General features: G+C 31.4%; 24 protein-coding genes, 3 tRNA genes, 1 riboswitch and 3 other annotated features. Of the genes, 3 read left to right on the top strand and 24 right to left on the bottom strand.

Translation table 11 applies throughout. From position 1 onward, the window contains the following. Positions 1 to 59: 59 nt before the first annotated feature. The 12 genes from ABDZ69_RS02640 to ytxC all read right to left on the bottom strand — a co-directional run bounded on the left by ABDZ69_RS02640 (position 60) and on the right by ytxC (position 12958). On the bottom strand, positions 60 to 1049 hold the full coding sequence (locus ABDZ69_RS02640) for a glycosyltransferase family 4 protein (protein ID WP_343766215.1): 990 nt from the start codon (positions 1047 to 1049) through the stop codon (positions 60 to 62). A gap of 96 nt (positions 1050 to 1145) precedes the next feature. Beyond that, positions 1146 to 1733, bottom strand: a complete 588-nt coding sequence (locus tag ABDZ69_RS02635; RefSeq protein ID WP_343766212.1) for a cell division protein ZapA — start codon at positions 1731 to 1733, stop codon at positions 1146 to 1148. A gap of 76 nt (positions 1734 to 1809) precedes the next feature. After that, positions 1810 to 4188: a phenylalanine--tRNA ligase subunit beta gene (pheT, locus tag ABDZ69_RS02630; protein WP_343766209.1), complete on the bottom strand. Its 2379-nt coding sequence runs from the start codon at positions 4186 to 4188 to the stop codon at positions 1810 to 1812. A 23-nt stretch (positions 4189 to 4211) separates the two neighbouring features. Beyond that, on the bottom strand, positions 4212 to 5231 hold the full coding sequence (gene pheS, locus ABDZ69_RS02625) for a phenylalanine--tRNA ligase subunit alpha (RefSeq protein ID WP_343766206.1): 1020 nt from the start codon (positions 5229 to 5231) through the stop codon (positions 4212 to 4214). 52 nt (positions 5232 to 5283) lie between these two features. After that, positions 5284 to 5500 (bottom strand) — a binding site (T-box leader). A 57-nt stretch (positions 5501 to 5557) separates the two neighbouring features. After that, complete coding sequence (locus tag ABDZ69_RS02620) at positions 5558 to 6343, bottom strand: TrmH family RNA methyltransferase (protein ID WP_343766203.1); 786 nt, start codon at positions 6341 to 6343, stop codon at positions 5558 to 5560. Positions 6344 to 6355: 12 nt separating this feature from the next. After that, complete coding sequence (locus ABDZ69_RS02615) at positions 6356 to 7018, bottom strand: potassium channel family protein (RefSeq protein WP_343766201.1); 663 nt, start codon at positions 7016 to 7018, stop codon at positions 6356 to 6358. Positions 7019 to 7031: 13 nt separating this feature from the next. Beyond that, positions 7032 to 8378, bottom strand: coding sequence for a TrkH family potassium uptake protein (locus ABDZ69_RS02610; RefSeq protein ID WP_343766198.1), 1347 nt, complete (start codon positions 8376 to 8378; stop codon positions 7032 to 7034). A gap of 115 nt (positions 8379 to 8493) precedes the next feature. Next, positions 8494 to 8853, bottom strand: coding sequence for a 50S ribosomal protein L20 (gene rplT, locus ABDZ69_RS02605; protein WP_343766195.1), 360 nt, complete (start codon positions 8851 to 8853; stop codon positions 8494 to 8496). Between the two features lie 30 nt (positions 8854 to 8883). Then, positions 8884 to 9081 (bottom strand): 50S ribosomal protein L35, encoded by a 198-nt coding sequence (rpmI, locus tag ABDZ69_RS02600; protein WP_343766193.1) that lies wholly within the window; start codon positions 9079 to 9081, stop codon positions 8884 to 8886. A 22-nt stretch (positions 9082 to 9103) separates the two neighbouring features. Beyond that, positions 9104 to 9625 carry a translation initiation factor IF-3 gene (infC, locus tag ABDZ69_RS02595; RefSeq protein WP_343766190.1) on the bottom strand — a complete coding sequence of 174 codons (522 nt, stop codon included), beginning with the start codon at positions 9623 to 9625 and terminating at the stop codon, positions 9104 to 9106. A gap of 21 nt (positions 9626 to 9646) precedes the next feature. Continuing rightward, positions 9647 to 9781: a sequence feature (ribosomal protein L20 leader region), on the bottom strand. A gap of 41 nt (positions 9782 to 9822) precedes the next feature. Continuing rightward, on the bottom strand, positions 9823 to 11730 hold the full coding sequence (gene thrS, locus ABDZ69_RS02590; RefSeq protein ID WP_343766187.1) for a threonine--tRNA ligase: 1908 nt from the start codon (positions 11728 to 11730) through the stop codon (positions 9823 to 9825). Positions 11731 to 11787: 57 nt separating this feature from the next. After that, positions 11788 to 12000, bottom strand: a binding site (T-box leader). A 52-nt stretch (positions 12001 to 12052) separates the two neighbouring features. Further along, the gene (gene ytxC, locus ABDZ69_RS02585; protein WP_343766184.1) at positions 12053 to 12958 is read right to left on the bottom strand and encodes a putative sporulation protein YtxC; all 906 of its coding nucleotides are present in this window, start codon (positions 12956 to 12958) and stop codon (positions 12053 to 12055) included. 126 nt (positions 12959 to 13084) lie between these two features. Here ytxC and ABDZ69_RS02580 point away from each other — a divergent pair, with 126 nt between their 5' ends. Then, positions 13085 to 13801, top strand: a complete 717-nt coding sequence (locus ABDZ69_RS02580) for a DUF6873 family GME fold protein (RefSeq protein WP_343766182.1) — start codon at positions 13085 to 13087, stop codon at positions 13799 to 13801. Between the two features lie 33 nt (positions 13802 to 13834). On the opposite strand, the gene ABDZ69_RS02575 is transcribed toward ABDZ69_RS02580, so the two are convergent. From ABDZ69_RS02575 to ABDZ69_RS02520, 12 genes are all read right to left on the bottom strand, one after another. Further along, positions 13835 to 13908 (bottom strand) — tRNA-Cys (locus tag ABDZ69_RS02575). Positions 13909 to 13916: 8 nt separating this feature from the next. Continuing rightward, positions 13917 to 13991 (bottom strand) — tRNA-Gly (locus tag ABDZ69_RS02570). A gap of 5 nt (positions 13992 to 13996) precedes the next feature. Next, positions 13997 to 14072: transfer RNA gene (locus tag ABDZ69_RS02565), tRNA-Phe, on the bottom strand. A gap of 186 nt (positions 14073 to 14258) precedes the next feature. After that, on the bottom strand, positions 14259 to 15332 hold the full coding sequence (cobT, locus tag ABDZ69_RS02560; RefSeq protein WP_343766179.1) for a nicotinate-nucleotide--dimethylbenzimidazole phosphoribosyltransferase: 1074 nt from the start codon (positions 15330 to 15332) through the stop codon (positions 14259 to 14261). Positions 15333 to 15422: 90 nt separating this feature from the next. Continuing rightward, a riboswitch (cobalamin riboswitch) is annotated at positions 15423 to 15596 on the bottom strand. A gap of 60 nt (positions 15597 to 15656) precedes the next feature. Further along, positions 15657 to 16547, bottom strand: coding sequence for an Hsp33 family molecular chaperone HslO (gene hslO, locus ABDZ69_RS02555; RefSeq protein ID WP_343766177.1), 891 nt, complete (start codon positions 16545 to 16547; stop codon positions 15657 to 15659). A gap of 20 nt (positions 16548 to 16567) precedes the next feature. Further along, complete coding sequence (locus tag ABDZ69_RS02550; RefSeq protein WP_343766175.1) at positions 16568 to 17308, bottom strand: methyltransferase domain-containing protein; 741 nt, start codon at positions 17306 to 17308, stop codon at positions 16568 to 16570. Positions 17309 to 17349: 41 nt separating this feature from the next. After that, positions 17350 to 17604: an alpha/beta-type small acid-soluble spore protein gene (locus ABDZ69_RS02545; protein WP_343766172.1), complete on the bottom strand. Its 255-nt coding sequence runs from the start codon at positions 17602 to 17604 to the stop codon at positions 17350 to 17352. A gap of 277 nt (positions 17605 to 17881) precedes the next feature. Continuing rightward, positions 17882 to 18850 (bottom strand): ABC transporter ATP-binding protein, encoded by a 969-nt coding sequence (locus ABDZ69_RS02540; protein ID WP_343766169.1) that lies wholly within the window; start codon positions 18848 to 18850, stop codon positions 17882 to 17884. Further along, positions 18850 to 19869: an ABC transporter ATP-binding protein gene (locus ABDZ69_RS02535; protein WP_343766166.1), complete on the bottom strand. Its 1020-nt coding sequence runs from the start codon at positions 19867 to 19869 to the stop codon at positions 18850 to 18852. Before ABDZ69_RS02535 ends, ABDZ69_RS02540 begins: the two co-directional genes overlap by 1 nt. 14 nt (positions 19870 to 19883) lie before the next feature. Next, positions 19884 to 20855, bottom strand: a complete 972-nt coding sequence (locus ABDZ69_RS02530; protein WP_343766163.1) for an ABC transporter permease — start codon at positions 20853 to 20855, stop codon at positions 19884 to 19886. Between the two features lie 9 nt (positions 20856 to 20864). Further along, complete coding sequence (locus tag ABDZ69_RS02525) at positions 20865 to 21818, bottom strand: ABC transporter permease (protein WP_343766160.1); 954 nt, start codon at positions 21816 to 21818, stop codon at positions 20865 to 20867. 181 nt (positions 21819 to 21999) lie between these two features. After that, a complete protein-coding gene (locus tag ABDZ69_RS02520; RefSeq protein ID WP_343766157.1) occupies positions 22000 to 23661 on the bottom strand; it encodes a peptide ABC transporter substrate-binding protein in 1662 nt (553 codons plus the stop codon). A gap of 708 nt (positions 23662 to 24369) precedes the next feature. Between ABDZ69_RS02520 and dapA the strand changes: the two genes are divergently transcribed. Then, positions 24370 to 25275: a 4-hydroxy-tetrahydrodipicolinate synthase gene (dapA, locus tag ABDZ69_RS02515; protein ID WP_343766154.1), complete on the top strand. Its 906-nt coding sequence runs from the start codon at positions 24370 to 24372 to the stop codon at positions 25273 to 25275. Next, on the top strand, positions 25268 to 26023 hold the full coding sequence (dapB, locus tag ABDZ69_RS02510) for a 4-hydroxy-tetrahydrodipicolinate reductase (RefSeq protein WP_343766151.1): 756 nt from the start codon (positions 25268 to 25270) through the stop codon (positions 26021 to 26023). The genes dapA and dapB overlap by 8 nt, the downstream gene beginning before the upstream one ends. Positions 26024 to 26114: the final 91 nt, after the last annotated feature.

Raw genomic sequence — 26114 nt, 5'->3', positions numbered from 1 at the left:
TCTAGATTTATTATACAATATATTGCCCATTGTTACTAATAATAATTTAAGGCCATCCTTTATCCAAGGATAGCCTTATAACTTTCATATAATTTTTCTATACATTTATTCCAATTATAATAATCTAAAATATGATTTTTTAGATTATTATCTTTTCTTTTATTAATTCCCTCTAATACACCTTTTGTAATGGACTCTTCTTGAAAAGGATTACAATACGTAGCCTCATCTCCAAAATATTCATAGGCGCTTCCCTCTTTTGTGGTTAGTATGTTACACCCACTGGCAGCAGCCTCAAGAGAAGATATGCCTGGAATTTCAATGAAGGAAGGGGACGCATGAAGCTTTGCAAATCTATAGGCATTATAAATATTATAACTATCCATAAATCCTAAGTAAGTTACATTCTTATATTTCATACACTCATTAAAATAGTCTTTATCATCAATATTACCTATAAGAACTAATCTTAAATTTAAATTATTGCATATCTTAGCCAAGGTTAATTGATTTTTTATTTTGCATATTCTCCCTACACAAAGAATATAATTTTCAAGATTATATCTGTCTTTAAAATTATATAATGGTACCTGATCATCCTCAACTTCTACTCCATCATGTATGACCTCATACTTTATATATTTACCGAATTCTTTTCTAAGTAACTCACCCTCAGATTCACTATTAGGATATATAATCCTGCACCCCTTTAATATTTCACTTCTGTAGTGAGCACATTTTCCCCACATTCTTATGCCTTCTAAATCTTTTTCATAGTCATAGTATTTTTTTAAATCCCAATACATTGGAGATAATAATATAGTCTTTTTGTAGTACTTTCCAATTTTGTAGTATTTATAAGTTTCTCCTGTTCTAGTTAAATTAAATAAGTGAACTAAATCATAAGAGGAATAGTCCTCAATATGACCATTATTAATATCTATGTGAACCCCCATTTTCCTTAAATGTTCAGCAGATTTTAAAGCCTGCATAGAATCTCCTGCAAAATTTCTTAAATAATCATTTCTAATGCAATAAATAACTCTCATAATATCCCCCTAAATTTCTCTATGTTTAAATTATTATTATGCAAGTTAAAATATTATTATCACCATAAAATAAAATAAGGTACAAATTAATGTACCTTACTTTACCAAAGGATTATTGATTTTCTTTTCTTTTGCCAATTTAACTTCTGTTTCAATAAGTTTATGTTGTAAATCTAACACCTTATATTTTGAGGATTGTAGTTCAAATCTATATTCTTTACACTTTAATTTTAAATTATTGTTTTCTTCTAAGTATTTTTTGCAGGAACCTTTAAGCTCATCTTTTTCTTTTTCCACACTACTTAAAATTATTTCCTTATTTTTAAGTATTTCTTGATATTCCTTTAATTGACTTTTTTCCTGTAATTCTTGAACTAGGTTTTCTAATTCTAAAATTCTACTTTTCAAATCCTCAATGTTATTTATGTGTTTTTTTTCATTTTCTTCTATTAAAGATAACTTATTCAAAAGTTGTTGATTACTATCTTGAAATTTCAACATATCGTCAACAGCATTAACTGCAGTTAATATGGCAGCTGAGGAGGTGCTTAATTTACTATTATTATCCATAATATTTTTAAGCTTTTTATCTACATAACTTGCTACTCTGTGTAGATACTCCTCTTTTTCATTCCCTTTTAAGTTGTATTCAACACCATTTATCCAAACAGATACTATGTTCATGAAAACACCCTCTCAGATAAATTCTTATATATATTTTATCATACTTTTTCCTTTGTTAATATATGAATTTATCCGATTATCTAAGATTGGCTCCTAATCTATTTTCTAGTGTTCTAACAATTTTATCGTGGACCTTATTTACTTCATCGTCTGTTAAAGTTTTATTCTCTACTCTATAAACTATTGAGTATGCAATACTCTTTTTACCTTCAGGTATTTGCTTTCCTTTATATACATCAAATAATTTAAAGCTCTCTACCATTTTTCCACCTTGTTTAACTATTATTTCTTCGATGTCTTGAACTAACACTTCATCATCAACTATCATTGCCATATCTCTAGTCACCGCTGGATATTTAGGAAGAGGAATATATTTTTTATTTATATTTGAATTTTTATAAAGTACATCTAAATTAATTTCGGCAACATAACATCTTTCTTCTACTTCATAATTATCGCTTAAATCTGGATGAATTTCTCCTAAGGTTCCTAGTAATTTTTCTCCAATATATACCTTAGCAGTTTTTCCTGGATGATAAGAAGGATTTTCACTTTCCCTCTTATAGCTTACTCCTTTGATTCCTAAGGCTTCTACTATATTTTCTAAAATACCTTTTAAGTCTAGGTAGTCTACTCCTCCATACATTCCTATGGTAAGAAAATTTATCTCTTCTGGAAGCTCATTTTCCTTTTCATTTGGCAAATATATCTTTCCAATTTCAAAAAGCCTCGCTTCCTCATTGCTTCTTGAGTAATTTCTACCTAAAGCTTCCATCATTGAAGGAATGGTTGTGGTTCTCATTATGCTGTAATCTTCCCCTAAAGGATTTTTAATTTTAACTGTATTTCTAAGAGGACTATCCTTTGAAATTAAAACTTTATCAAATACCTTAGGGCTTACAAAGGAATAACTAATAGATTGATTTAATCCACTTCCTATTAATACTTCTACGGTAATATCCTGTAGATTTTGTTTGTGACTTTTTCCGCCCCTTTGGCTATTGGATTTTATTAAGGTAGTGGGAATATTATTATACCCATATATTCTTGCAATTTCCTCCGCCACATCTTCTTTAATAACTATATCACTTCTGAAAGTAGGAACTTGAATAATTAAATTTTCTTCCTTTATGGTAGTTTTTAATTCTAATCTATCTAAGTATTTTTTCATGTCTTCTTTAGATATATTAGTTCCTAAAAACTTATTTACCCATAAAGAACTTACTTCCATGGTAGTTTCTTTTAATGAACTTGGATATACATCTATAGTTCCTTCCATTACTTCCCCTGCATTTAATTCATTGATTAAATTACAAGCTCTATCTATTGCAATTTGAACTAAGTTAGGATCTAAATCCTTTTCAAACTTACCTGATGCCTCTGTTCTTAACCCTAATTTTTTAGAGGATAGTCTAATATTTGTACCATCAAAATTAGCACATTCAAAAATAATACTAGAAGTATCTTCTTTTACCTCTGAATTTAATCCTCCCATTATTCCCGCTAAAGCTACAGTTCTTTCTCCATCTTTAATGCAAAGTACATTAGAATCTATATCTCTTTCTACTTCATCCAATGTTACAAATTTTTCGTTCTCCTTACCTCTTTCAATTATTATTGAATTAGATGTTATTTCTCTAGAATCGAAAGCGTGCATTGGTTGGCCAAGTTCTAACATAACAAAGTTTGTTATATCTACTATATTGTTTATTGGCCTTACCCCTGATTCCATAAGTCTTTCTTGCATCCAAGCAGGTGAAGGAGCTATTTTAACATTTTTCACTCCTCTAGCAACATATCTTCTGCATAAGTCATCTCTAATTTCTACCTTAAGTACATCATTAATGTTTTCTTTACAAGTACTTATGTAATTAGTCTCTGGCATTTTATAAGGAACTCCTAAAGTGGCCCCCGTTTCTCTAGCCATTCCTACTACACTTAAACAATCAGGTCTGTTGGAAGTAATTTCAAATTCAATTACTGCATTATTAAGTCCCAAAACCTCTTTTATATCTTTACCTATTGGAGTGTCTCCTGATAGTATAAGTAGCCCTTCAGCAGCTTCTTCTCCGCCTATTCCAAGCTCTTCTTCTGAACACATCATTCCATTGGATACAATTCCTCTAAGCTTACCCTTTTTAATCTTAACTCCACCTGGAAGGGTAGATCCATGAACAGCTACAGGAACTATATCTCCCTCTTTCATGTTTTTTGCTCCCGTAACAATTTGAGTTAATTCTTCTTCTCCAATATTAACCTGACAAACCACTAGTTTTTCTGCATCTGGGTGAGGAGCTATCTCTACGATTTTCCCTGTAATTACATTTTTAATTTCATCTTCAGAAGTTATAACTTCCTCTACCTTAGAGCCAGATAGAGTTAATCTATCTCCTAACTCCTTTGCAGGAATATTTATATCTACATAATCTTTTAACCACTTAACTGGAATATTCATGTTATTTTCCTCCATTCATCCTATTAAAATTGATTTAAAAATCTCATGTCACTTTCATAAAGCAATCTAATGTCATCTATACCATATTTAAGCATTACCATTCTATCAACACCAAAGCCAAAGGCAAATCCACTATATACTTCAGGGTCTATTCCGCAATTTCTAAGTACTTGAGGATGAACCATCCCACAACCTAATAATTCAATCCATCCACTGCTTTTACAAACTCTACAGCCTTCTCCATTACATACAAAACATGTAGCATCCATTTCTGCTGAAGGTTCTGTAAATGGAAAATGATGAGGTCTAAATTTGGTTTTCACCTTATCTCCAAACATCTTTTTTGCAAACATTTCAAGAGTTCCCTTTAAATCTGCAAAGGTTATTCCCTTGTCTACAACTAAGCCCTCCATCTGATAAAATATAGGTGAATGAGTAGCATCTACTGCATCTGAACGATATACCTTACCAGGAGCGATCATCTTTATTGGTGGCTTTTCGTTTTCCATGGTTCTAATTTGTATAGGTGAAGTTTGAGTTCTTAAAACTATTTTATCATTTATATAAAATGTATCCTGCTCACCCTTTGCTGGATGATTTTCAGGTATATTTAAAGCTTCAAAATTATAATAATCTAATTCAACTTCTGGACCTTCTTCAATAGTAAATCCCATAGAAATAAATATATCTGTCATACTTTGTAATGTTAGATCTAAAGGATGTCTTTTACCCAAAGTTTTTCTTTTTCCAGGCATTGATATGTCTATGGTTTCATTTTGTAATTTTAAATTCTTTTCCTTTGTCTTTATATCATTTAAAGCTTCTTCAATTAAATTTTCTATTACCTCTCTTACTTCATTTGCTAACTTTCCAACGATTGGTCTTTCTTCATTACTTAATCCGCCCATACCTCTCAATATTTGCGTAAGCTCTCCTTTTTTACCAAGGTATTTAACTCTTATTCCTTCTAAATCAGCTTTATTTTCTATACTTTTCAGTTCACTTAAAGCACTTTCTTTTATTAATTCTAATTTTTCTCTCATTTTATAATTCTCCTTTCAATATATTTTTTTAAAACAAAAAAGCCCCTCCCTAAATAGGGACGAACTTATATCCGCGGTACCACCCTGATTGGTATAATATACCCATCTCTTTTAATTTATCGGTTATTACCCGCTAATTGCTACTTCAATTATTCACAATTAGAACTCCAAAGGGAACTTCAATATAACAATTAGTAAAAAGGCTTTCAGTCAAGGCCTCTTCTCCCTGAAATAATTATTATATTTACTCTCTTCTTCAACGTTTAATTATTATATTTTACATCTTCAATTCAAAATTCTACATATTTATAAGTTAATTGTCAATGCTAAATTGTATTTTGTCTAACAATTTCAAACATGATTACCGCAGCAGCTATTGCTGCATTTAAAGACTCCGCTCCCCCTGGCATAGGTATTTTAAAGTTTTCATCTCCTAATTTAAATACTTCTTGGCTTATACCATTTCCCTCATTGCCAATACATATTACCAACTTTTTATTTTTTAAATTTAAATCATAAATGTTATTTTTAGATTCTAGGGAGCTAACTAAAAAGTTATATCCTTTTTCTTTCAAGCTTTTTAGAAAATCTAAATCTTTATTTTCTAAAATATGAATATAAAATATTGAACCCATGGTAGATCTTAGGGTTTTATCATTATAAATATCTACTGTTCCCTCTGTAGTTATAACCCCCAATGCACCCGCTGCATGAGCTGTTCTTATTATGGTTCCCATGTTGCCTGGGTCTTGAACCCTATCTGCTAATACATAAAAGCCAAAATTATCTTCTATTTCCCTTTTCTTGTTCTCCAGTACAGCTAATATGCCCTGTGGATTTTCTGTATCACTTAGAGTTTTAAATAAAGCTTCCCCTAGGACATAGATTTTAGTATGATCCTTCACTCTATTTTTAAGTTCCAATTCTACATATTTATCCTTTGAGCTTTCGCTTAAGATAATATGAGAAAGGGTAAAATCTGAGTTTAAGGCTTCTTCGACAAATCTAAAACCCTCTACTAAAAACTTTCCCTCTTTAACTCTATGTTTTTTTTCTTTTAATCTTTTTAATTCTTTAAATAAAGAATTATCTTTACTAGCTATAAATTCCAACCCATTCACCCTTTATTTAGAAATTAAATCTTCTAATTTATTTAAGCTTTCAGATTCTCCTATAGCAACCACAATATCTCCAGCTTCAACTTCTCCATTTGCTGGCGGAGTTACATTTATTTCATTACCCCTTTTAATTGCAACTACATTTATTCCATACTTAGCTCTTAAATTTAAATCCTCTAAACTTTTTCCATGCCATTCCTTTGGAGTTACTATTTCAGCTATATTATACTCTGGTGACAATTCAATATAATCTAAAATATTTGCAGAAACTAGATTATGAGCTACTCTCACTCCCATATCTCTTTCTGGCAATATAACTCTATCTGCTCCTATTTTATATAAAACCTTGGCATGTAACTCACTGTTAGCTTTTGCAATTATATACTTAACACCTAATTCTTTAACTATTAAAGTTGCCATTACACTAGCCTGTATATCTGAACCAATAGTAACTACCCCTACGTCAAAATTACTAATTCCTAAGGATTTCAAACTATGTTCATCTGTTGCATCTAATTGCACAGAATGAGTAACATTATCTGATATATTTTGAACTATATCTTCATTAGAATCTACAGCTAATACATCATTTCCAAGTGAATATAAAGTTTTAGCCACAGAACTTCCAAATCTACCTAAACCTATAACTACAAATTGTTTTTTTACCATTTAAATTACCCTCCTACCCAACTAATATCTTTTCTTCTGGATATTTAATATTATTTGAAACCTTTCTTCTCGACAGAGCTAAGAATAAAGTCAAAGGACCAACTCTTCCTGCATACATGGTAAAGACTATAATCGCCTTACCTGTAAAACTCAATTCTGTTGTAAGCCCTAATGTCATACCCACTGTAGCAAAGGCAGATGTAGCCTCATAAAGCAAGTATTCCAATGAAACTCCAGTTTCTGTTATAGATAGTACCATGGTCACGAAAATTACAAGTCCTAGACTAATTACCGTAATTGCTAAAGATTTATATATAGTGTCCTTAGATATTCTTTTCTTATAAATCTCTGTATCTTCTCTTCCTCGAACAATAGACAATACAGTTAATACAAGTAATCCTGCTGTAGTAACTTTTATACCACCTGCTGTAGAACCCGAGGAACCACCTATAAACATTAATATTATAGTTAAAAACTTTCCTGCTGTGCTCATATCCGCTGTTGATATGGAGTTAAATCCAGCAGTTCTAGGGGTTACAGAGGCAAAAATGGAAGATAAAACCTTCCCTTTGAAGGACATATTTTTCATAGTACCTGGATTATTAAATTCTAATATAAACATTAATATTGTACCAAATAACAATAAAAATCCCGTTACAGATAGTGCTATTTTTGAATGCAAAGATAACTTTCTTAATCCTCTAAAGTTATAAATTTCCTGCCAAACATAAAATCCTAATCCACCAATAATAATTAGAGAGGATATTGTTAAAATAATAACATGATTATCATAGTATTTAGTTAAGCTTTGAAAATTACCAAACAAATCGAACCCCGCATTACAAAAGGCAGAAATGGAATGGAATACACTGTAATAAATTCCCTTACCTAGTCCAAACTCAGGTATAAATTGAGTAGATAGGAGTAATGCTCCACCTAATTGTATTGAAAATGTAAACATCAACACATATTGAGCCATTTTAACCAATCCTTGAATAGAATAAGAGTTTAGTGCTTCTTGCATTACTAATCTTTCTTTCAAAGTAATTCTCTTTCCTAATAATAGAGCAATTAAGGTAGCAAAGGACATAAATCCTAGTCCTCCTATTTCAATTAAAAACATAATAACAGTCTTACCAAAATAACTCCAATGGGTACCAGTATCTACAGTAACAAGTCCTGTAACACAGGTAGCTGAAGTTGCTACAAAAATTGAATCTATAAATGGTGTTCTCTCTCCACTTTGCGTTGCTATAGGCAAATTTAACAAAAAGGCTCCTGTTAAGATTACCACCGCAAAACCTATTGCTAATATTTGAACTGGAGTAAGCTTTAAATTTTTATAAATATTAACCTTCATTTTATGCACCTCGTAGTACACTTTAATTTATGAAACATTATAACACGCATATATATATTGTCAAACCTAAAAAACTAAAAAGCAAAAATGCAGCAATAAAGGCTGCATTTATATATTAAGCGTTTAATTTTCCTTTTGCTATTTCAACTAAATCTGCAAAAGATTTAGGATCATTTATAGCTATTTCGGATAACATTTTTCTATTGATATCTATACCTGCAAGCTTGATTCCATTCATGAATCTTGAATAGGATAATCCATTCATTCTTGTAGCTGCATTAATTCTTGCTATCCACAACTTTCTAAAGTCTCTCTTCTTTAACTTTCTTCCAACATAAGCATTTCTTAATGCTCTTATAACTGTTTCATTAGCTGTTTTAAATAACTTGCTTTTTCCACCGTAGTATCCTTTTGCAAGTTTAAGTACCTTTTTATGATTTTTACGAGCGTGTACGGCTCTTTTAACTCTTGCCATTTAACGTAACCTCCTTCTTCCAACTCTATCTTATAGATATGGTAATAACTTCTTCATTGCTTTTTCTTGAGTTTCTGATACATAGCCAGTTTGTCTAAGATTTCTTTTTCTTTTAGAACTCTTCTTTGTTAATATATGGCTCTTAAAAGCTTTAGCTCTCTTTAACTTACCAGTTCCTGTAACTTTAAATCTTTTTGCTGCACCTCTGTGGGTTTTCATTTTAGGCATAATGTGTTCCTCCTCTCAATATTTATGCTTTTTTAGGGGCTAAAACCATCGTCATGTTTCTACCTTCTAATTTAGCTGGTTTTTCAACCACACATACATCTTCAATCTTTGACAGAAACAAGTTTAATATTTTATGCCCTGAAATAGCGTAATCTGCCTCTCTACCTCTGAATCTTACTGTGACTTTTACTTTATCTTCATCAAGTAAAAATCTTCTAGCATGATTTGTTTTTATTTCTATATCATGCTCTTCAATAGTTGGGCTTAATCTGATTTCTTTTAGACTTATAACCTTTTGCTTCTTTTTTGCCTCTTTGTCCTTTTTGGATTGTTCATATATAAACTTTCCAAAATTCATTATCTTACAAACAGGCGGATTTGCTGTTGGAGCAATCATTACTAAGTCTAGTTCTTTTTCCTCAGCAATCTTTAGAGCCTCAGCAGATGACATTATTCCTAATGCCTCATTTTCATCTGTTATAACCCTAAGTTCCTTTGCTCTAATCTCTTCATTTACTAAGAAATCTTTATTAATACCATTCACCTCCCAGGTGTTAAAATAAAGAATATAAAAAAAGGACGGCTCTTAGCCGTCCCATAAAATACGAACATTATCAAAGTACATAAATCACATACTTTTAATTCTTAACCTTACTAGCATTACTGTAAGGTGAGAAACGGCTAGTTTCTTCTTAACATAATATATTTTACTATCATATTTATTTTTTGTCAACAACTACTTTAAACATTTTTATTGTTTATTTCTTCAGTTAATTGGGATATAAACTGGCTTAAGTCCATAGAACCTAAATCTCCACCTTTTCTTGATCTTACAGCTACCTTTTCTTCTGCCATTTCCTTATCACCTATTACTATCATATAAGGAATTTTCTTAAGCTGCGCTTCTCTAATTTTATATCCAATCTTTTCATTTCTTTCGTCCATTTCAACTCTTATTCCGGAGTTCTTTAGTTTATTTACTACTCCATTTGCGTATTCTTTTTGGCTATCTGTTATATTCATAACCCTAACTTGAATTGGTGCAAGCCAAGCAGGAAAAGCACCCGCATAGTTTTCAATAAGGATAGCTATGAATCTTTCAATACTTCCAAATACAACTCTATGAACCATTACCGGTCTATGTTTTTCTCCATCTGGTCCAACATAGCTTAAGTCAAATCTTTCTGGCATTTGGAAGTCAAGTTGAATTGTACCACATTGCCATGTTCTTCCTATACAATCTTTTAAATGGAAGTCAATTTTAGGACCGTAGAAGGCTCCATCTCCTTCGTTAACCTTATAAGGTAAACCTATTTCTTCTAATGCATCTTTTAATCCATTAGTTGCTACTTCCCAATCTTCATCACTGCCCATGGAGTTTTCTGGTCTTGTTGAAAGTTCTACATGATATTCAAATCCAAATACTTTGTAGAAATCATCTATTAATTTTATAACCTTTAAAAGCTCATCTTTGATTTGGTCTCTTGTCATAAATATATGAGCGTCATCTTGTGTAAAGCATCTAACTCTCATCATACCGTGAAGAGCACCTGATAACTCATGTCTATGCACTAATCCTAATTCTGCCAGTCTCAAAGGAAATTCTCTATAAGAGTGTAATGAATTTTTATAAGTTAAAATTGCCCCTGGACAATTCATTGGCTTTACTGCGAAATCTTCTTCATCTATTTTTGTAAAGTACATGTTTTCTTTATAGTGATCCCAATGTCCTGAACGATGCCATAATTGCTCATTTAGTATTATTGGAGTCTTTATTTCTTGATACCCAGCTTCTATATGCTTTTCTCTCCAGAAATATTCTAACAAGTTTCTTACAGTCATTCCTTTTGGTAAAAAGAACGGAAAACCTGGACCTTCTTCATATATAGTAAATAATTCTAATTCCTTACCTATCTTTCTATGATCTCTCTTCTTAGCTTCTTCTAACATGTTTAAATATTCTTCTAAGTCGCTTTTCTTAGTAAAAGCTGTTCCATATATTCTTTGAAGCATCTTATTCTTTTCACTTCCCTTCCAGTAGGCACCTGCTACTGAAAGAAGTTTTACTGCTTTAACTTTTCCTGTAGATGGAACATGAGGTCCTGCACATAAATCAACAAATTCTCCCTCTTTATAAAAGGATATTGTTTCTCCTTCTGGTAAATCTTCTATTAATTCTACCTTATAGTCTTCTCCCTTTTCTTTCATGAACTTTATAGCTTCATCCCTTGGTAATTCAAATCTTTCTAAAGCTAAATCTTCTTTTATGATCTTTTCCATTTCTTTTTCTATTTTTTCTAACATTTCAGGTGTAAATATAACATCTGTGTCAAAATCATAATAGAAACCATTGTCTATAGCTGGTCCTATAGCTAATTTTGTATTTGGATATAAGTTTTTTACTGCTTGAGCTAGTATATGTGAAGCTGTATGCCTTAATGTCTTTCTTCCATCCTCATCATCAAAAGTTAAAATCTCTAAGGTTATATCTTCTTCTACTGGAGTCATCAAATCTCCACTTTCTCCATTAATCTTAGCCCCTACAGCTTTTTTATAAAGAGCTGGACTAATCTTCATTGCAATTTCACTTACCTTAACTCCCTTTTCTATTTCAAGTATTTTTCCATCTTTTAAAGTTACTTTAACCATGTTTTACCTCCCATATATTAATTTAAATATTTTCAAAAAACAAAAAATCCTCCCAAATAATGGGACGATTCAATCGCGGTTCCACCCAAGTTGATAGTTACTACTATCCTCTCTGTTCCTTTAACGCAGGCTACGGAATTGCTTACTTTATTTTCAGCATTCAGCTCAAAGGTGGTTTTCAATAATTGCTGGTAAGAAAACCTTTCAGCCTATGGGTTTTCATCTCTTTTAACAGTTTACTTATCTACTCTTCCTTGTCATAGCTTTTATTTACTTTTAATAATTATATTCTCAATATCTTTAATTGTCAATATCTTTGCTTTTATCTTTTAACGCCTCTTTTGCTAATTGAAGCAAAACACATTTTACAATTTTCACAAAAAGACACTCTATTTAAAAAAACATTTTTTATAGTATTTATGATTTCATTATTCCTAGAATTTTTACTACCATGAATAACTATTTTTTCAGGACAGTATGCTATAAGACCACTAATCAAAATATCTTCTACATTTATGGCACTTGCCATTTGATTATTTATAAAATCCTTAGCAAACTCATCCATAATATTATTTCCTTCACCGTCTAACACACTATAATTTCCATCCTCTTTAATAATTATATTAACTAATTCAATTCTACTATCTTGTATCTCAACAAAATATTTTAAAAGCTTAATAAATTCATTATATTCCTTTTCAATCAAATACTCTTCTACTATCTTATCTATTATTTTCTCTATTTCATCCCTAAGAGGTTTAATTCTAAAAGTTAAAAATCCTTTTATGTTGATTTCATTTTTATCCGCTATACACTCAATAATTTTATCTATCAACTCGTTTTTTCTATTTATATAAAATATATTATTATCATTTATCGGGAGCTTATCATTATTAAGTATATTTAAACTTTTAATTCTTACATCTCTTAATTCATCTTCATTCAGAAAAAAATAGGCTTCTGTAATAAAGTCTATCATGCATTTTTCATCAAATTCTTCTATTAAAGCTTTATATAATATATTTCCTATATGATGATGAAATATATTTAACGCTTTTTCTTCAATCTTCTTATCTGGAAAATATATATTTATGAAGTGAGTTTTATCTTCCATACTCTCAGCGATACCTATTTCAATATGCCTAGATTTAAAATACTCTCTCATTTCTTCCAATTCTTCTATTAGTCCATCAAAATCCTTTTCGTATATAAGCTTAAAACATTGCATATTCCTCACTCCTTTCTATAAATAGTATGTGTTTAATTATTAGCTATATTCATAATGAAAGAACATAAATATCGACAATAAGTTAATTATAATTTAAAATTAATATAAGATAGTATGGAGGTTTTTATGAAAAATTATGCAATAGTCGATTATCGAATTGATGATGAAGAAGAAATTAATTTATTAAATTTAGGTTTTCAACCCATTAAATGCCCTCCTAATCCTAATATTTATAAGGCAATATGCGGTCATCCAGATATTTTAATGCATATCGTAGACAATGAAAATATAATTCTTCACAAAGACATAGAAAACTCTTTTTTTAATTTTTTTACATCCTTAAATTTTAAAGTATCTTTGTGTAAAGATAGCCTGGGAAGTAAATATCCTTTAAATATTAAATTGAATGCTGTTAATTTAAAAAGCTATTTTATCCACAATATTAAATATACAGATGAAGTATTATTGGAAATGACTAAACATAAAAAATTAATAAATGTAAAACAAGGATACACCAAGTGCTCTACTGCCATAGTTAATGATAATGCCATAATCACTAGCGATATCGCCATTGCAAGAACTTTAGAGGTTGAAAATTTTGATGTATTACTACTTCCACCAGGCGATATATCCTTACCGGGGCTAGACTATGGGTTTATTGGAGGATGCTCTGGACTTCTCGATGAAAATAGATTAGCTTTTTTTGGAGACTTGAATTACTACTCTCATGGAAAAGACGTAATTACCTTTCTTCATAAGCATGGGGTAGAACCAATCTACTTAAGGAAGGGTAAACTTATAGATAGGGGATCATTATTTACAGTATCCTTAAAAGACAAATAAAGCATTCAAACTAAAGTTTGAATGCTTTTGTTTTGGAGGCGCCACCCAGATTTGAACTGGGGATAAAGGTTTTGCAGACCTCTGCCTTACCACTTGGCTATAGCGCCGTAAAATTTGGAGCGGAAGACGGGACTCGAACCCGCGACGTTCACCTTGGCAAGGTGACGCTCTACCACTGAGCCACTTCCGCATGTATGGTGGCTCGACCAGGAATCGAACCAGGGACACGAGGATTTTCAGTCCTCTGCTCTACCGACTGAGCTATCGAGCCATACTTAAATTATCGCTTAAACACAATTTCTATTATATAAGCCAATTGGTAATTTGTCAACTAGGAAAATGCTTAGCGTCTTCCAGTTTTTTAGTTCACTACTTGAATATTTAATTAGTTAAGGAAGAAATCCCTCAATGGATTTCTACCAAAACTAAATAACTAAAACATTAAAAACCTAAAAAACTATTTCCTAATGTCCACCAAAAATTCACTATCTTCTATGCTTGCTTCTTGCAAAGTTGCCATTTCATTCATTATTGCCAAAGCTGATTCTATAATGGAAAATTGTAGGGGACAACCTGATCCTTCCCCTAATCTCATTTGCATATCCAAACATGGTTTTAAACCAATTTCATTCATTACATATTTTGATCCAGGCTCTGCTGAGAGATGTGACGGAAACATAAAGTCCTTTACTCTTGTATTAAGTTTATAGGCACATAGTGCTGCGGCACAAGAAATTATTCCATCAATTACTATAGGTACTCTATTTTTAGCTGCCCCTAAAAAGCATCCACAAAGTCCTGCAATATCAAATCCCCCTACCTTAGCTATTACATCAATAGGATCTTTTATATCTGGATTATTAAGCTTAATAGCTTCCTTTACTACTCTCTTTTTATTAATAAAGCCTTCTTCCGTAAGTCCTGAACCCATTCCAACAATAGAATCTGAATCCATTCCAGAAAAAACACTAATAACTGCAGCACTGGTTGTAGTATTGCACATTCCAGCTTCTCCAGTGCCAAACAAATCATATCCTTCTTTTACTAAGTTGTCCACTATTTCTATACCTACTTCAATAGCTTTAATAGCTTCTTCTCTTGTCATTGCAGATTCCTTTGCTATGTTTTTAGTTCCGTAGGCTATTTTTTTATTAATTATTTTGTCATTATTAAAATTACCATTTACTCCTATATCAACTACAGTTATATCTGCTCCTACATTTTTAGATAATACTCCTATTCCTGTTACTCCTTTGGTATAATTATCTGTTATTATTGCAGTTAACTCTTGAGGACAAGCTGAAACTCCCTCTTCCCACACACCATTGTCAGCACACATTATAATTGTATTTTTCTTGTTTATTTTATTCTTAACCTGTCCAGTTATTCCTGCTATCTTTACTGCAATTTCTTCTAATTTGCCTAAGCTTCCTATAGGTTTGCTTAAACTATCCATTCTTTCCCATGCCTTTTTAATTGCCTCTTTGTCTCCTGACGATATGTTTTTTAAGGTTTGCTCTAATAATATCATATGTATCCTCCTCAATAAAAAAAAATTACCTCTACCCAAAGGTAGAGGTATTATAATCCTCAATATATTTTCTCTTCCCTCCGAAGAACAAAATCGACTCAATTTTAGGCAGTTCTCCTGGCTCAAGCATCATTCTCTTCCCTCCTTCCCAGAAAAACTCCAGTGGATGCGGGATTCGTTCGCTTATACAGTAGCGGGGGCTGCAGTGGATTTTTACCACTTTCTCTTTTAAACTATTACAGCACCTAAAATTATTATTAAGTTCAATAAAATTATATTCCTTTTTATTTAATATTACAAGTTATTTTTTTATCACATTCTCAATTATTTATTTTCATTTAAAGTTCTTAATATTCTTCCAATCTCTTCATTAGTGAATTGGTAACTACTGTTACAAAATTCACATTTTAACTCTTCAGTTTTATTATCATCATATAATTCTTGCAAATCATCTTTTCCAATACTTAGTAACGCTCTTTCAACCTTTTCCCTTGAACAATTGCATTTATATTCAGGAGTGAAACTATCTAATATTTTTAAATCCATATCTTCAAAGATAAATTCTAATATTTCTTCAATAGACATACCTCTGTCTATAAATTCTGTTATGGAGGCCACTTCTTCAAGTCTATAAGTTACAAAATCTGCTGTTAATTCTCCTGCTCCAGGCATCATTTGTATTATAAATCCTCCAGCAGCTTTAATACTTAAGTTCTCATTAACCAAAACTCCTAATCCAACAGCAGAAGGAGTTTGTTCTGATACTGTAAAGTAATACGCTAAGTCATCTCCTATTTCTCCGGAATAAATTGGAACTTGACCTACATATGGCTCCTTTAACCCAATATCTTTTATTACTGTAAGAGTTCCATCTTTTCCTATAGCTCCTCCTACATCTAACTTTCCTCTAATGTTTGCAGGTAAATCTACTGCTGGATTTCCTATATATCCTTTAACTTGACCATTAGGATAAGCAGTTGCTATAACTCCCTTTGCCTCTCCTCCACCATTCATTTGAATGGTAAGTTTGTCTTTATCTGACTTTAACATAGCTCCCATCAGTGCACCAGCTGTTAACATTCTACCTAAGGCTGCTGCTGCTGTAGCACTGCAATTATGTATCCTTACGCCCTCATTTACTAAGTCTGTAGTAATAGCTCCTATTATTCTTATCTCACCATCTTTTGCGATAGCTCTAACTAATTTATCACCCATTTGTTTACCTCCAAAATAAATTACTTGCCTATTACATAGGCTATTCTTTCCGTAGTATCTTTTATATAATTCTTTTCATAGTTATCTAGTATATGAAGTATATTTAATTTACTTTTTTGGATAGCTCTTTCTATTTCCTCTTCTCTATAAGCTCTTTCCCTGTGGACTTCATCAAACCTATTATAACTTTCTCCCTTCTTTAAAAAAAAAGTTAAATACATGTCCACTATCTCCTCTTCAAAAACGTTTTCCCATACATAGAATAAATCTTCTTCATCGTAGGTATAAGTATTGTTACCCAATATATTAGATAGTTTATAATATGAGTTCATATCAAATATAAATAATCCACCTTCATTCAAATGAAGACATACCCTGTTAAAAAACTCAATTAAATTCTCATATTCTAATATATAATTAACAGAATCTAAACAACAGGTTATCAAATCAAATTTTTTCCCTGATAAATCTAATTCTACTATGTCTTGGCATATTAGATTTCCCAGTATATTTTTCTCTCTTAGTTTTATTTCACACTCTGATAACATGTCTGGGGATAAATCTACCCCCCAAACATCTGAAAAATTTTCTCCTATAATTTCGGTAATATTTCCAGTACCGCAAGCTAAATCTAAATAATTCATCCTATTTATTTTGTATTTATTACAATAATCTAAAATAATTTCTGACCATTTAAAATAATCGATATCCTCTTTTACTAAACCGTCATATATATTTGCAAAATTGCTATAGCAGCTCATGAAAGTTTCTCCTTTGTGAATTTAATGGTACAGATTAAATATTATATATTATCTTTCTGCAAGTCAATATTTTTAGGTATATTTAATTCTTTTTTTCTCTTAGTCATTAAACCTCCGACTCTCCCAGTTTCTTCAGAGGTCAAGGAACTCCAACCTAGTTTTTCTACTTTATCTCTAAGTCCCAATTCATCAGCTATTTCATATTTTATTTTCTCTCTTAACTGTTCCATTTCAGTTAATTCTTTGTTAGCTTTCAATTTTTCTTTAATAACTTTTTTAAGTGGTGTCTTTCCCATACAAATCCCTCCCTATAAAGTATTTTTTACAGGAAGGGATTAATTTATTCATGAATATAATAAAGGTTGTAAAATTCTAGAATCTCTGATTTCACAAAGCATTCTAATCTTCTATAATTTTACAACTCTTTCTTTCATGTGCTATATGAGGAAATTCCTATGGAATTTCTACAACAATAAAAATTCCATAGGAATTTTATCTATAATCTATTCATCTAAAAAACTATATAACTAAAAACTAAAATAAGAGAGAGGGTTACCTCACTCTTATTTTTAATTATTCATTAAATAGATGACAAGCTACAAAGTGATCTTTTGAAACTTCTTTAAGTTCAGGTATTTCTTGTGAACATATTTCCTTAGCATATTTACATCTAGCCACAAATCTACATCCTGGTTTAGGATTTATTGGGCTTGGTACTTCCCCTTCAAGCATAATTCTATGTCTATTTTTTTCCACCTCTGGATCAGGTATTGGAATAGCAGATAGTAATGCTTGAGTATATGGATGCTTAGGATTTGCATAAAGTTCCTTACTCGATGTTAATTCCACCATAGTGCCTAAATACATAACTCCTACTCTATCAGATATATGCTTAACCATAGATAAATCATGAGCTATAAATAAATAGGTTAATCCAAGCTCTCTTTGAAGCTTAATTAATAAATTTACAACCTGAGCTTGAATGGATACGTCAAGAGCTGATATAGGTTCATCACAAACTATAAACTTAGGCTCAACAGCCAATGCTCTAGCTATACCTATTCTCTGTCTTTGTCCCCCTGAAAACTCATGAGGAAATCTTGAGGCATGTTCTTTATTTAACCCAACTAACTCTAGAAGTTCATAAATTCTTTGTTGTCTCTTTTCTCCTGTATATAGTCCATGGATATCTATACCTTCTGCTACTATTTCCCCAACTGTCATTCTTGGATTTAAAGATGCATATGGGTCTTGGAATATTATTTGAGCATTCTTAGTAAATTCTCTTTTTTCTGTTCCTTTAAGACTGTGGATATCTGTTCCTTCAAAAAAAACTTGTCCATCTGTGGCTCCATAAAGTCCTAAAACTGTTCTGCCACAAGTTGTCTTTCCGCAACCTGACTCTCCTACCAATCCTAAGGTTTCACCTTTTTTTATTTTAAAGCTAACATTGTCTACTGCTTTTAAAATTGCATTCTTGCCAACTTTAAAATATTTTTTTAGATTTTTTACCTCTATTAAAACATTATTATTATTTTCCATTATTTTTGCACCTCCCCTATAATTGGAGCTTCAACCTTTGGTGCTAAAGGATGCTGAAGCCAGCAATGTACGCTGTGAGTATCACTTAATTTACTAACCTCCGGCATTTCTTCCTTACAAATTTGCATACAATAATCACATCTTGATGCAAAGGGACATCCTACTGGTGGTTTCAATAAATCTGGAGGCGTTCCTTGTATTGAATAAAGTTCATCTTTATGACCAGTATCCAGTCTAGGTACTGATTTAAGCAATGCCCATGTATATGGGTGCTTTGCATTAAAGAATATTTCATCCGTTGTTCCTCTTTCAATTACTTTACCAGCATACATAACTTGAATCTTAGAAGCAACGTTAGCAACTACCCCTAAATCGTGGGTAATCAAAACTACAGCTGTTCCTAACTTATTTTGAAGCTCTTTTATAAGATCCATAATTTGCGCCTGTATTGTAACATCTAGAGCTGTTGTTGGCTCATCTGCAATTAAGACTTTTGGATTACATGCTAAAGCTATAGCTATCATAGCTCTTTGTCTCATACCACCCGAAAATTGATGTGGGTATTGGTTAACTCTTTTTTCTGCATTTGGTATATTAACTAGTTTTAGCATTTTAATCGCTTCTTCTAAAGCTTCTTTTTTATTCATACCTCTGTGAATTATTAAGCTCTCTGCAATTTGATTTCCAATTTTCATAGTAGGATTAAGAGAAGTCATAGCATCTTGGAATATCATGCTAATTGATTCCCCTCTTAGCTCTCTTAATTCCTTATCATTCATTTTTAATATATCTTTTCCCTCAAAGAGAATTTGAGATCCTTCTTTTACTTCTCCTGGAGGCGTAGCAATTAATCTCATAATTGATTTTGATGTAACGGTTTTTCCACAGCCAGATTCTCCAACGATGGCTAAAGTTTCTCCCTTTTCTAAGTCGAAGGATACTCCTCTTACTGATTGAACTTCTCCTGCATATGTGTGGAATGAAACTCTAAGGTCTTTTACTTCAAGTAATTTTGTCATAGGTATCCTCCTTCCTAATTTCTTAATTTTGGATCTAGGGCATCTCTTAATCCATCACCTAATAAGTTAAATGATAACATAGTTAAACTTATTGCTATAGCTGGGAATAACAACTCATGTGGATAGAAGTCCATAACCTGCTGTCCAAAAGCCGCCATAGCTCCCCAACTTGTATTAGGAGGTTGTATTCCTAGTCCTATAAAGCTTAAAAATGCTTCTGCAAATATAAAGGATGGAATATCGAAAGTCATGTAAATTATTATTATTCCAATGGTATTTGGAATTAAATGCTTGTATATTATTCTCTTAGAATCAGCCCCTAGTGCTTGAGCAGCAAGTACGTACTCTGATTCCTTAAGCTGCATAACTTGTCCTCTTATAAGTCTTGCCATTCCTGTCCATCCCGTTATACAAAGGGCAAGTAATATTGTACCCATACCTTGTTTTTGAAAAATTACCGCCATTAATATTACCACTATCATATATGGTATACTATTTAGAACCTCAACGATTCTCATCATAATATCGTCAACTAGTCCACCAAAGTATCCACTAACTCCACCATATATAGCACCTACAAACACTTCGATCAATGTTCCTGCTAGTCCTATGGCTATAGATACTCTACCCCCTACCCATAGTCTACCAAATATATCTCTACCTAAATTATCTGTTCCAAATATATATTTTCCTAATTGTTGACCTTCTTTGTTTATATTTAAAGTACCTGGCTTTGCATTTAAAGCAGCTGGGTTATGATTTTGTATTGAATAGTCAACGCCACTAATTAACTTACCTATCCATGGTCCAAAGGCGCACATTATAGCAATTACCCCTAATAAAATCAAGGAAAAAATAGCAACCTTATTTTGTTTTAATCTTCTCCATGCATCCTGCCAATATGTTAAATTTGGTCTAACTATGGCTTCCGCATCTGAATTGACGCAACCTATTATCTGAAATTTATCTTTATTTAATTCAGCCATATTTACCTCCTATTTCTTACCGCCTGACAGCCTTATTCTTGGGTCTATAAATGTATAAAGAATATCTACAAGTAATAAAGATACAATATATAAAAAGGAGTAGAAAATAGTCAATCCCATTATCATGTTGTAATCTTTAGCTGCAATAAAATCTATCATAGCATTACCAAGACCTGGTATAGCAAATATTCTTTCTATAACAAAAGAACCTGTAATAACCGCAGCAATTTGTGGTCCAAGAATCGTAACTATTGGTAAAATAGCATTTCTTATAACATGTTTCCAAGCTATAGATATTCTTGACACACCTTTTGCTTGAGCAGTAATAATGTAATCTTGATTTATTACATCAAGAACCGAGGTTTTCATATATCTAGCATAAGTAGCTATACTAGAAAAACTTAAAGCTACGGTTGGTAATAGAGTAAATTTAATAGTTGATAAAAATTCATCTCCTCTACTATACCACCCTGCTATAGGAAGTCCAGCTTTCCCTCCAACATACTTTTGAAGTAAAGCTGCCATAACAAAGCTAGGGATAGATACCCCTAAAATGGCAATAAAAATAACCATATAATCAACAGCAGTATTTCTCTTAAAAGCAGCTATAATTCCTAAAACAAGTCCAATAGTTAGCCCAAAAACTACTGCTTGCAATCCTATTCTTGCAGAGTTAGGAAACCTTTCTTGAATATATTTATTTGCAGAAATCCCTGGATTTACAAATGAATCTCCCATATTTCCACTGGCTAAATTTTTAAGGTAAACCACATATCTTTCACCTACAGGCTTGTCCAGTCCATATTGAGCTCTTATAGTTTGCCTAATTTGTGGTGGAAGCTGTTTAGTTTGTGAGGATATAGGATCCCCTGGCATTGCATTCATTAAAAAAAACGTAACTGTAATAACTACCCATAAAGTTAATAACATATATCCTATTCTCTTAGATATATATTTAAACATTTTCTCCCTCCTTAAAACGCATCATGTGCTATATATTAATTATCACTAACATTTTTAAATTAGGGATAATTGTTTTCCAATTCAAAATAAAAAAGCCCCTTTTATTCTTTCTATACATTTTATCATAAACTGTATAAAGGCTACAACAGGAAAATCCTGTTGTAGCTTTATAAAACAAGTATTATTTACCTTCTATTGAAGTCCATTTTAATTCATATAATCCACCAAATGATGGTAATTGTAATCCCTTAACATGGTTTTGTAGGAACATTCTCTTATCTTTGTAGAATACTGGTGCTATACCAGCTTCTTCTACAACAAGAAGTTGCTCAGCTCTCTTGTATAGTTCTGTTCTCTTAGCTGAATCAGCTTCTTTTTCAAGCTTTCTTACGATTTCATCGTACTCAGCATTTTTAAACTTTCCGTTGTTGTTTCCATTTTCACTTAAGAATAATTCAACGAAACTCATAGGATCATTGTAGTCAGCACCCCATCCTGATATAGCAACTTCGAATTGTCCTTCTTCTGTCTTCTTTAGGTAATCTGAGAAGTCAGCTGATGATTGAATTTCGAAGTTAACACCAATCTTTTCTTTCCATTGAGCTTGGAAGAATTCAGCATATGCTCTATCTGTAGCAGCACTTCCTTGTGGTAAATATTTTAACTTATGCTTTGATGGATCTGGATCCATTTTTAATTCTTTTAATCCTTCTATGAATAATTCTTTAGGATTTTTATTTAAAGCTTTTAACGGCTCTTGAACAACCGCTCTATACTCTTTATCTCCTGATTTCATTCCATCTGGAACTAAACCATTGGCAGCAAAACCTCTCTTATAAACGTTGTTTACATATGCATCCCTATCAATTGCTAAAGATAGAGCTAATCTTATCTTTTCATTAGTTAAAAGTTTATTTGAGTCTGGTCTTCCTTGGTTAAATATCATAAAGAATGATGATACATCATTTTCCTTAATAGCAGCATATTTTCCAGCTTTAGCTTCATCTGTCATCTTTTGAACATATTCTCCAACTATAGCTGTAACATCTATCTGATTGCTTGTAAGCATTTGGTATCTAGTTGGCATTTCTTCAACAACCTGGAATGTAACTTTATCTAAAGTAACACCAGCTTTATCCCAGTATTTGTCATTTTTCTTAAGCTGCATTTTGGAACCTCTTTCCCAATTTTCAATTACGAATGGTCCATTAAACACCATTTTACTTGGGTCGGTACCGTATTTGTCTCCTTCAGCTTTTACTATATCTTCTCTTAATGGATATAAGGATGCAAAAGCAGTTAATTGTAAGAAATATGGAGTTGGATTTTCTAATTCAACTTCTAAAGTCTTTTCATCTACAGCTTTAACTCCAATTTTGTCTTCTGTAACTTTTCCTTCATAATATGCTTTACCATTTTTTAATACAAATAAGAAGGAAGCATATTGTCCTTTTGTAGCAGGATTCAATAGTCTTTTCCAAGCATATTCAAAATCCTTAGCAGTTACTTTTTTTCCATCTGTCCATTCAGCATCTCTTAGCTTAAATGTCCATTTTAAACCATCTGGTGAAGAAGTCCAGCTTTCAGCAAGAGCTTTTTCTGGATTGTCATTGTTGTATCTTGTAAGACCTTCTGTAAAAGCATTGATAGCATTCATTGACATCTGATCTGTAGCCTTTGATGAATCTAATGTTTTACTTGGAGATACAACCAAAGTTATAGCTTGTTCTTTTTTAGTAGCATCGCCAGCAGGTTTTTTGTCACCACCGCCACAGCCAACTAATGCTGTTGATATAAGCATAGTAGCAGCAACTAAAGCAGCGAGTATTTTTTTGCTTTTCAATTGAATTCCCCCTTTAATTTTCTATACTTTAAATATTTTTAAGCTTATAATTATTTATAAACTTAATTAACTTATAGTGGATAAATTATTGTTACTTTATTAATATAACATTATAAATAAAATATTCATAAAATTTCAATATATTAATAAATTATTGTACAAATACGGACAAGTGTATTTGTTTTTATCATATTAGCACAGTTTTTTTTCCATGTCAATTACAGCCATCTTGCATTTTTTTCCTTTTATTTCACGTTTACATTATTTTATTCTGAATAAAGATTTTTTTAATTCACTGTTATATTTATATTGAATTTAATCATTCTTATACTATTTTAACTTTTATTAAAAACTTTATAAATAGTATACAATTTTACCTATATAGGTTATATAATATAGGAAGAAAGTATTATATTAACGGTATTCGTTGTAAAAGCTAAGTTTATCTACTTTTAATTATGAGAAAACTACAATATTTAATTTAAAATAAAGAGGCCAGTTATAAGCTGAAAAAATATTCTAATAAAATTTAAGCTTGTATGTGGAAAATCTCAGAAAATTTCAATCTTTTTAGCTAGATAATTCTATGGTTATTATTTCCATAGACGCAATAAATTATAGTTTTAAATGCAATACAAATTGCACAATATATTATAAATGAATAAATTTATATAAAATTAATAATAAAAAATGAAATGGGGGTTTATTATGAGAATTTTTAAAGGGTCAGGAGTAGCAATAATCACACCTTTTAATGGAAGCGAAGTTAATTTTACTAAACTTGAAAAGTTATTAGAGTGGCATATTCAGAACAAAACCGATGCTATTATAGTCTGTGGTACTACAGGAGAAGCCTCCACCATGTCCGAGGAGGAAAGAAAAGCCACTATAAAATTTACTGTGGATAAAGTTAATAAAAGAATTCCTGTTATAGCTGGAACAGGATCAAATGACACTATAAAATCTGCTAAATTTAGCAAATGGGCTGAAGATATTGGTGTAGATGGTCTTTTGATTATAACTCCATACTATAATAAAACTACACAAAAGGGCTTATTAGAACATTTTAAATATATAAATGATAGTGTAAATATTCCTATCATTATATATAATGTCCCAGCTAGAACTGGCATGAATATACTTCCTATGACCTTAGTTAAAATTTGTGATTCCTGTAACAATGTAGTTGGTATAAAAGAAGCTAGTGGAGATCTCAGCCAAATTGCACAAATGAAAGCTCTTTTAAGAGACAGAATTCATATATATTCAGGTAATGATGATCAAATTATACCAATATTATCTTTAGGAGGGGACGGTGTCATATCCGTACTAGCCAATATAATTCCAAAAGAAGTCCACCAAATGTGTGAGCTATATATGGAAGGTAAAGCTAATGAAGGACTACAAATTCAATTGGATACCCTCTCTTTAGCGAACTCTCTTTTTATAGAAACAAATCCTATCCCTGTAAAAACTGCAATGAACCTTATGGGAATGAATGTAGGAGATTTGAGACTTCCTTTATGTAATATGGAAAAAAATAATTTGTCTCAATTAAAGCTGGAACTTCAAAAACATGAACTAATTAAAACTACGGAGGATCAAAATGATTAAGGTTATTTTACATGGTTGCAATGGAAAAATGGGAAAAGTGATTACTGAGGTTTCTCATTCCTTTCCTAATATAAATATAATTGCTGGCGTTGATAAGAGCTCTAACTATAAAAGCTCTTATCCTATATTTCAAAATATGATAGATATTAATATTTCTGGAGATGTGGTTTTAGATTTTTCAAGACCAGAAGCTCTAGATTCTCTATTAGAATACTCTTTAAAAAACAAAACACCTTTAGTTCTTTGTACCACTGGTTATAGTAAAGAAGATATAGCTAGAATAAATGAAACTTCAAAGGTTATACCTATATTTAGATCTGCAAACATGTCTATAGGTATAAATATAGTAAATTCTATTTTAAAAACTATAAGCAATAAATTATACAAGGATTTTGATATTGAAATAATAGAAAAGCATCACAATCAAAAGGTAGATGCTCCCAGTGGAACAGCCCTACTTCTGGCTAATACTATAAAAGAATCTATAGAAGTTGAAAGAGAATTCTCTTATGGAAGAGTAGGAATTTCTAAAAGAGATGAAAAAGAAATTGGTATACATGCAGTAAGAGGTGGAACCATAGTTGGTGAACACGATGTAATTTTTGCAGGACTCGGCGAAAATATAGAAATTAAACACTCTGCTTTATCCAGAGAAGTTTTTGCTGTAGGTTCTCTTAGAGCTTGTGAATTTATGAAAACTAAAACACCTGGACTTTACAATATGGATGATATGCTTCAGTTAAGTTAATAGGTAGTAGTTGTTAGTTAATAGTAAATGAAAGAACTTTCCTTAAGGAAAGTTCTTTTTAATAAACAGAAATTCCCAAAGGGGTTTCTTC

It is taken from the genome of Clostridium malenominatum, from assembly GCF_039521365.1.
Classification (GTDB): domain Bacteria; phylum Bacillota; class Clostridia; order Clostridiales; family Clostridiaceae; genus Clostridium_AW; species Clostridium_AW malenominatum.
Note: the sequence above shows the minus strand (reverse complement) of the source record. Positions and strands in the feature narration are given on the sequence as shown.